Annotated in this window: 7 protein-coding genes; 1 reads left to right on the forward strand and 6 read right to left on the reverse strand. The window is 65.2% G+C overall.

Annotated features, from left to right (window positions below; translation table 11 throughout):
• Window positions 1-65: 65 nt before the first annotated feature.
• The 6 genes from B2J86_RS05685 to B2J86_RS05710 all read right to left on the reverse strand — a co-directional run bounded on the left by B2J86_RS05685 (window position 66) and on the right by B2J86_RS05710 (window position 7,127).
• Complete coding sequence (locus B2J86_RS05685) at window positions 66-1,196, reverse strand: HD-GYP domain-containing protein (RefSeq protein ID WP_173024923.1); 1,131 nt, start codon at window positions 1,194-1,196, stop codon at window positions 66-68.
• Window positions 1,197-1,297: 101 nt separating this feature from the next.
• A complete protein-coding gene (locus tag B2J86_RS05690) occupies window positions 1,298-2,530 on the reverse strand; it encodes a multidrug effflux MFS transporter (protein WP_173024924.1) in 1,233 nt (410 codons plus the stop codon).
• A 564-nt stretch (window positions 2,531-3,094) separates the two neighbouring features.
• Window positions 3,095-3,772 (reverse strand): 3-isopropylmalate dehydratase small subunit, encoded by a 678-nt coding sequence (leuD, locus tag B2J86_RS05695; RefSeq protein WP_173024925.1) that lies wholly within the window; start codon window positions 3,770-3,772, stop codon window positions 3,095-3,097.
• Complete coding sequence (leuC, locus tag B2J86_RS05700) at window positions 3,769-5,202, reverse strand: 3-isopropylmalate dehydratase large subunit (protein WP_173024926.1); 1,434 nt, start codon at window positions 5,200-5,202, stop codon at window positions 3,769-3,771. Before leuC ends, leuD begins: the two co-directional genes overlap by 4 nt.
• A complete protein-coding gene (locus tag B2J86_RS05705; protein ID WP_173024927.1) occupies window positions 5,199-6,104 on the reverse strand; it encodes an alpha/beta fold hydrolase in 906 nt (301 codons plus the stop codon). The genes leuC and B2J86_RS05705 overlap by 4 nt, the downstream gene beginning before the upstream one ends.
• 36 nt (window positions 6,105-6,140) lie before the next feature.
• Complete coding sequence (locus tag B2J86_RS05710) at window positions 6,141-7,127, reverse strand: tripartite tricarboxylate transporter substrate binding protein (RefSeq protein WP_169167606.1); 987 nt, start codon at window positions 7,125-7,127, stop codon at window positions 6,141-6,143.
• Between the two features lie 119 nt (window positions 7,128-7,246).
• On the opposite strand from B2J86_RS05710, the gene B2J86_RS05715 reads away from it, so the two are divergent.
• On the forward strand, window positions 7,247-7,969 hold a 723-nt coding region (locus B2J86_RS05715; RefSeq protein WP_173024928.1), incomplete at its 3' end, for a LysR family transcriptional regulator.

The following is a 7,969-nucleotide window of genomic DNA, read 5'->3' on the forward strand; positions in this document are numbered from 1 at the left end:
CGCGCGCAATTCCATTGAAACCGGCCCTGAAAGGGGCCGGTTTTTTTGTGCCTGTTAGGCTGCAGTTATGCGTCCAGGGCGTAGCCGTACAAGCGCTCTGGCGGCACGCGCGCGAGCAGGCTGCGGTCGGTCGCAGCCCCGGTCACCGCATAGGCCGGGTCTGAAGTGTCGCGCTGCAGGGTGCTTGTCACGCTGCGGCCCTGGGCGTCGCTGACGGCGGCGACCAGCGGGGTGCGCGCTTCGGCGCCGCGCCGAAGCACCACGCCCAGCTCGCCCGAGGCCAGCTGCACCAAGTCGCCGGGCGGATAAATGCCCATTTCCTTGATCACTGCCATGGACAGGGGGCCGCCTTGGTCGTCGCGGAACATCTGCCGTGCAGCTTCCTGGATCGACAGCGGCGCCCTGAGCGTGCGCGGGCTGATGCGCGCCATGAAGACGTCGGCCATGCGCAGCACCTGTGCGGGTTCATCCACCGCAGCAGCCCCCGTGGGGTAGCCACCGCCGCCGACCTGTTCGTGGTGCTGGCGCACGGCGGCAAGCCAGCCGGCGTCGGTGATACCGGCGCGCTCCAGCAGCGCGGCGCTGTCGTGGGGGTGTTGGCGGATCCGGGCGCGCTGGCGGTCCAGCACAGGATGGTCCTGGTGCGCCATGTGCCCTTGCAACTCGGCAATGCTGGCATTCATGGTGAGCGCGGCCTGCGTGAGCTGCAGGATGCGCTCCGGAGTCCAGCCCAGGCGCTGCGCCATCAGCAGAGCCAACAGCGCGGTGTAGACCGAATGGCTGTAGCCATAGCGCAGGTGGCGCGCCTGATCCTGCCGCACGGCCATGAAGAGGGCGATGTCGGTGTCCAGCGCCGCCAGTTCCAAGATCTCTGTCGCCAGGGCGTGGATGCGCGGTGCAAAGCCGGCTTTCTGGTCCGGCAGTGCGGGCAGCAGCAGTTCCAGCGTGTCGATGGCACCGGTCCAGCGCGCATAAATGCTTTGGATGGTACGCGGCGGGGGGGCCTGGGCCGCAGCCAATGCACGTACCTCCTCGGCGTCCACATACATGCCGCGCTCAAGCAGCATTTCCAACTGCGATTCGTTGCGAACCACATAGGCCTTTGCCAGCAGCAGGGTGCAGTCGCGGTTGCGCACATTCCAGGGCAGTGGCACGCCGATCTGGATTTGCGACTCCACCAGTTTCAATAGCTGCATTTCAATCCCTCACGCTGGCCGCAGTGGCCTCCTCAGTATTCCGGACTGCTATGCAGCAGGTAATGCATTGTTACAGGTAAGCATGGGCAAGGCCATGGGCTTCAGGTGGGGTGGGCCGTCCGGCCGATCTCGGGCCAGCGGTGATGCAGGTAGATCCAGGCGGCCAGGCCAATCCACATCAATGCCATCGAGGCAAAGGCCAGCAGCACCGTCGAATGCATGACCAGGGGCACGAGCACGCCAGCGACCAGCCCGTTGGCCACCGAGCCCACAAACGCCTGTAGGGACGATGCCATGCCGCGCCTCTCGGGGTACAGGTCCAGCACCAGCAAGGTCACCACAGGCACCATCAGTGCCCAGCCGAACGAAAAAACCGCGATGGGAAACAGCGCCCACGACACGTGCACGGGCAGCAGCAGGTTGGCCGCCAGGTTGAGGAGGGAAACCGTGAGCATGATCACAAAGCCATGGCGGATCTGGCGCTTGGGGGCGATCCGGCCGGCCAGGCGGCCACTGAGCCAGGCGCCGCTCATGATGCCCGAGATGGTCATCATGAAGAACCAGAAGAACTGCGTGGGCTGCAACCCCAGGTGCTCTCCCAGAAAGGCCGGGGCCGCCAGCACGTATAAAAACATGCCGTTGAACGGCACGCCGCTGGCCAGCGCGAGCAGCACGAAGCGCGGGCTGGACCCCAACTGCCAGTAGCCGCGCATCAGGTGTTTCACACTCAGAGGCTGGCGATGCTCCGCATGCAATGTTTCTGGCAGAAGGCGAAAGTTGGCGATCCACAGCGCGACCCCGACCAGCGTCAGGAACCAGAAGATGCTGTGCCAACCGGCGTGCATATACAGCCAGCCCCCCACCATCGGCGCGATGGCGGGTGCCACGCCGAAGTAAATGGTGACCTGGCTCATGACCTTTTGGGCCTGCGCGGGCGCAAACATATCGCGGATGACGGCGCGTGACACCACAATGCCTGCGCCGGTGGACAGTCCCTGCAGCGCGCGGAACACCACCAGCTGGCCCACGGTTTGGGACAGCGCGCAACCGGCCGACGCCAGTGTGAACATGGCAATGCCCCACAGCACCACAGGCCGGCGACCAAAGCTGTCGGCCAGTGCGCCATGGAACAGGTTCATGAATGCAAAGCCGAACAGGTACGCCGAGAGCGTCTGTTGCATCTCGATCGGTGAAGCGCCCAGGGTGTGCGCCATGCCCGAGAACGCAGGCAGGTAGGTGTCGATGGAGAACGGACCGAGCATGCCCAGCACCGCCAGCAGGGCGGCCAGGGCCCAGCGGGGGGCTTTCCAGAGAAGGTGCGCGTCGGGGTTCATGAGAGCGGAAGGGAGGGGGCAGGAGCAGGCGGTGAAAGCGGCTCAAGATACCCGATTTCTGCGCGCCGGAAGGAATGACCGGCTTCCGGCATGCGCCAGGGGCGGCACGAAAAATTCAGGACGCAGGCGCCGGTCCCATCCATGGGCACCGAACCTTGAAGGCAGGGTTTCAAGCGCTGCCCCGGTACAGGCAAAACGCCGGCCCCGACCTTTATTCCGTGTACGCAGCCGGCTGCGTGGTCAATGGCGTGCAGTTGCGTATTGGCACGATCAGCTTCTTGCCGAATGATCCACTTGCAAGGAGGCCGGCCATCCAGCTGGCGTTCGCATACCTGCTGGTGCAGGCGGTGTGGTACGCATTCGGTGAAAGGTTCAAGAGCCAGTTGCTGGTCATCAGGGCTATGTGGTCGGGTGCTAGGAAGCCTGACCTGCTACCGCAACCACGAATCGGCTTTCGGCCATTTCTGACCAAAGCGCATACAGCCGGCACATGCTCCCCTTCGCTTCCACACAATGAGAGGGAGAAAATCCTTGATCGAGGCATGTCTGGTGCCCCTCCAAAGACTAGGGTTGCGCCAGGGCTGACAGCCGCTCCCGCGTCGCCCGTGCCACGTCCTTCACCCAAGGCTGTGCCGCCCAGTGCTGTGCCGCAAAGGCGTTGATCTGGTCGGTGTACGAGAGCGACGCACCGATCACGTCCAGCCCCTGCAAGAACATGCGCTGGTGCCGGTCTGACAGCGTGAAGCTGGCCTGGTGTTGCGCACTGCGCACCACGCGGCGCTGTACATCAATCTCCAGCGCCAAGGGACCGGACAGCGGGGCTGCTTCGTGCATGAAGGCCTGTACATCGGCTTCGGGCACCATGGCCAGCAGCAGGCGGTTGTTGAGGGCGTTGGAATAAAAGATCTCGCCAAAGCTCGATGCCACGACGGCTTTGAAGCCATATTGTTGCATGCCCCACACGGCATGCTCGCGACTGGAGCCGCAGCCGTAGTTGGAGCCCGCAATCAGCACATCCACCGCCGCAAAGGCGGACTGGTTGAGCACAAAGTCCGGGCGCGGCTGTCCTGCGCCGTCAAAGCGCAGGTCGTACAGCAGGCCCGGTGCCAGGCCCGATTTGTCGATGCCGCGCAAAAATTGCTTGGGCATGATCTGGTCGGTGTCGAGGTTGGGCGTGGCCAGCACGGCGGCGTGGCCACGCAGCACGGCGTGGTCCGTGCGGGTAACGGGGGAGTCGGTCATGCGTGAAAAGTCTCCAGGGTGCGCACATCGGTGATACAGCCGGTGACGGCCGCCGCTGCCGCCATGGCCGGGCTCATGAGGTGCGTGATCGCGCCCCGCCCCTGGCGGCCTTCGAAGTTGCGGTTGGTGGTCGATGCGCAGCGCTGGCCGGGGGGCAGCACGTCGTCGTTCATGGCCAGGCACATCGAACAACCCGGCTGGCGCCATTCAAAGCCCGCGGCCTGCAGCAGGCTGGCGATGCCCTCGGCCTCGGCCTGTGCCTTCACGGCGCCCGAGCCGGGCACGACCATGGCGCGCACGCCTGGCGCCACATGGCGCGTGCCCACCACCTTGGCCACTTCGCGCAGGTCTTCGATGCGCGCATTGGTGCACGAGCCGATGAACACATGCTGCACCGCCACGCCCTGCAGCGCCTGCCCGGCGTTGAGCGCGGTGTAGCGCAGGGCCTGCTCGGCACTGCTGCGCTGCACGGCATCGGCCATGCTGGCGGGTTGCGGCACGGTGGCGTTGATGGCCATGGCCTGGTCGGGACTGGTGCCCCAGGTGACAAAAGGAGCCACCTCACTCGCGTCAAAGCGGTGCTCCACCTCAAACACGGCATCGGCATCACTGTGCAGGGTGGCCCACTGCGCCAGTGCACGGTCACGCAGATCGCCTGTGATGTCGGGGGTGCGGGCCAGCACGTAGTCGATGGCGGTGCGGTCCGGCGCAATCAGCGCGCCGCGCGCCCCTGCCTCCACCGCCATGTTGCACAGGGTGAAGCGCGCCTCCACCGACAGCGCGCTGATCGCGCTGCCGCAGAACTCCACTGAATAGCCGCGCGCGCCCTGGGCGCCGATGCGGCTGATGATCAGGAGGATCAAATCCTTGGCGGTCGTGCCCGTGGGCAGCACGCCGTCCACGCGGATGCGCATGTCTTGCGCCAGCCGGTACACCAGGGTCTGCGTGGCCAGCACATGTTCCACCTCGGACGTGCCAATGCCAAACCCCAGCGCGCCCAGCGCACCGTAGGTTGTGGTATGGCTGTCGCCGCAGATGATGACCATGCCCGGGCGCACCATGCCATGCTCGGGCGCGACCACGTGCTCTATGCCTTGCAGCGGGTCATTGATGTCGAACAGCGGGATGTGGTGCCGTTCGCAGTTGGACTTCAGGTTGCTTGCCTGCAGCGCAGACGGAGGGTCCTGAATGATGCGGTAGCGCATCGGGTGCGTGGGAATGATGTGGCTCACCACCGCCACGTTCTGGCCCGGAACGGGCACGCCGCGCCCGGCTTCGTGCAGGCCTGCAAAGGCCTGTGGACTGGTGTATTCGTTCATCAGGTGCAGGTCGCAGAACAGCAGCACGTTCTGCTCGTCCAGCGCCGCGACCGTGTGCGATGCCACCAATTTTTGGTAAAGGGTTTGGCGGGGTATTGGGGAATGGGTCATGCGTTGGTTTCCAGCAAGAAGGGCAAGGCGGCTGCCAGTAGGGCGTCGGGTGCCTCTTCGGCGATGTAGTGACCGCAGGGCAAGGCATGTCCGCGCACGTCGGCCGCCACGCGTTGCCACTCGGTCAGCGGCGTGAAGCACTGCTGCACCACTCCCTGCTCGCCCCACAGGACCAGCAGCGGCATGCCCAGCTGCCGGCCCGCATCGCGATCAGCGCGGTCGTGCAAAAGGTCAATGCCGGCAGCGGCGCGGTAGTCCTCACAGATGCCATGGGCTGTGCCCGGCAGCGCCAGGCAGCGCGTGTACTCGGCCAGCGCCCGTGGATCGAACGGGGCCAGGCCCGCGCTGCGCCGGCCCATCACGTCGTGAACATACGCAGCAGGGTCGGCCTCGATCAGGCGCTCGGGCAGCGGTGCGGGCTGGATCAGGAAGAACCAATGCCAGTAGGCGCGGGCAAACGCATTGCCGGTCTGCTCGTACATGGCCAGCGTGGGCGCAATATCCAAGAGCACCATGCGCTGCACGGCCGCAGGGTGGTCTGCCGCCAACCGGTGCGCCACGCGCGCACCCCGGTCGTGTGCCAGCACCGCAAAGCGAGCGTGGCCTAGATGTTGCATCACAGCCCGCATATCGGCGGCCATCGTGCGCTTGCTGTAGTTGGCGTGGTCCGCATCACCTTCGGGCTTGGCCGAGTCGCCATACCCACGCAGGTCGGCCAGCACCAGCGTGAAATGCCGTGCCAGTGCAGGCGTCACCTTGTGCCAGAGGGCCGAGGTCTGCGGATGCCCATGCAGCAGCAGCAAGGGCGGGCCGTTGCCACCCACCAGCGCCTGGATGTGCTGGCCGTCCGGCGTGGGTATGCGCTGCGGGGCAAATCCAGGAAACAGAGATGAGCCGGTCATTGCAGATAACGTGCTTCAGTCGCGAGGCGAGGCTTATCACTCGGTAGTGATACCGCGCTCCTTGATGAGCTTGGCCCACCGGGGCATTTCCTTCTCCAACCGCGCGCGGGCTTGCTCTGGGGTGGAAGGCATGGGGTCGAAGCCGTCCTTGGTCATGCGCTCTTTCAGCGCCACAGTGCCGAGCGCTTGGTTCAGTGCGGTGTTGAGCTTGTCAATGACGGGTTTGGGCGTGCCCGCTGGAGCGAACACGATGAACCAGGTTTCAAACGAATAGTTGGGCAGGCCCGCCTCGGCAATGGTGGGCACATCGGGCATCTGGGCCGAGCGCTTGGCGCCTGTCACGCCCAACGCGCGCAATTTGCCCGCCTGCACATGCGGTTGTGCCGCCGATAGCACGGGAAAACTCAGCGCCACCTGGCCCGACATGGTGTCGAACATCGCCGGGCCGCCGCCCCGGTAGGGGATGTGCACGATGGGCACGCCGGCCACTGCCTTGAACAGCTCGGCCGACATGTGGAAGGTGCTGCCCGCCCCGGCCGAGCCGTAGGAATACTTGCCAGGCTCCGCCTTGAGCAGCGCCACCAGCTCCTTGATGTTCTTTGCCGGCAGACTGTTGTTGACCACCAGCACATGCTGCGAACTGGCCACCAGGCCGATCGGGGCCAGGTCCTTAAGGGTGTCGTACGGCATCTTGGCCGTGAGCGCGGGGTTGATGGCCAGGGAAACGGTCTGCAAACCAATCGTGTAGCCATCGGGCGCGGCCTTGGCCACCATGTCCACCCCGATGTTGCCGCCCGCGCCACCCTTGTTCTCAATGAACATCGAGCCACCCAGCGCCTTGCCCCATTCATCACTCACCAGGCGTGCGGCAATGTCGGCACTGCCACCGGGCGCATAGGGCACCACCAGCTTAATGGCCTTGGTCGGATAAGCCTGCGCCAGGGCGGCGGTGGAAAGCAGCGCAAGCGCGGCGGTGGCCGCCATGCGACGGGTCAGGGAGGGCCAAACAGGGGTGTGCTTCATGGGAATTGTCTCCTGGTGAGGGTGCTGCGTTATTTGAAGTCATCTTATGGGTGATTGAAAAACGCATAAAGTCATTCAAAATCACTTCATTCATAAATCAAACGCACGAATTGCCCGGCATGGACGGATTTTCAGACCTGCGCTTTTTTGCCCTGCTGATGAAAGAAGGCAGCCTGGCCGCTGCCGCTCAGCAGATGGGTATCACGCCTCCGGCCGTCAGTCGGCGCCTGGCGCAACTGGAGCATCGCCTGGGCGTGCGCCTGCTGCACCGAACCACCCGCCGCATCGGTTTGACACCCGAGGGCGAAACCTATTTGCTGGACGGCGCCCGCATCCTGAGCGACCTGGAGGCGCTGGAGCGCACCGTGGCGGGCGCACGCAGTTCCCCGCGCGGACTCATCAAGCTGGCCGCCACGCTGGGCTTTGGTCGCGTGCACATTGCACCGGCCCTGTCGGCCTTTGCGCGGGCTTACCCCGAGGTGGAAGTTCAACTGCACCTCACCGACCGGCCGGTGAATCTGGTGGAGCAAGGCTTCGATGCGGCCGTGCGTTTTGGGGATTTGCCCGACTCGCGCCTCACCGCGCGCCGGCTTCTGGCCAACCAGCGCGTCCTGTGCGCGGCACCCGCCTACCTGGCAGGAGCGGGCGAGCCAGCCCAGCCGGCGGACCTGCTGGCCCACCAGTGCATCGTGATCCGCGAGAGTGATGAAACCTATGGCACCTGGCACCTGCGCCAGGGGGAGCGGCAAGAGACGGTGAAGGTGCGCGGGATGCTCAGCACCAACGATGGCAGCGCCGCCACCCACTGGGCCCTGCAAGGCCACGGTGTGCTCATGCGCTCC

The organism is Acidovorax sp. SRB_14 (assembly GCF_012932145.1).
Lineage (GTDB): Bacteria > Pseudomonadota > Gammaproteobacteria > Burkholderiales > Burkholderiaceae_C > Simplicispira.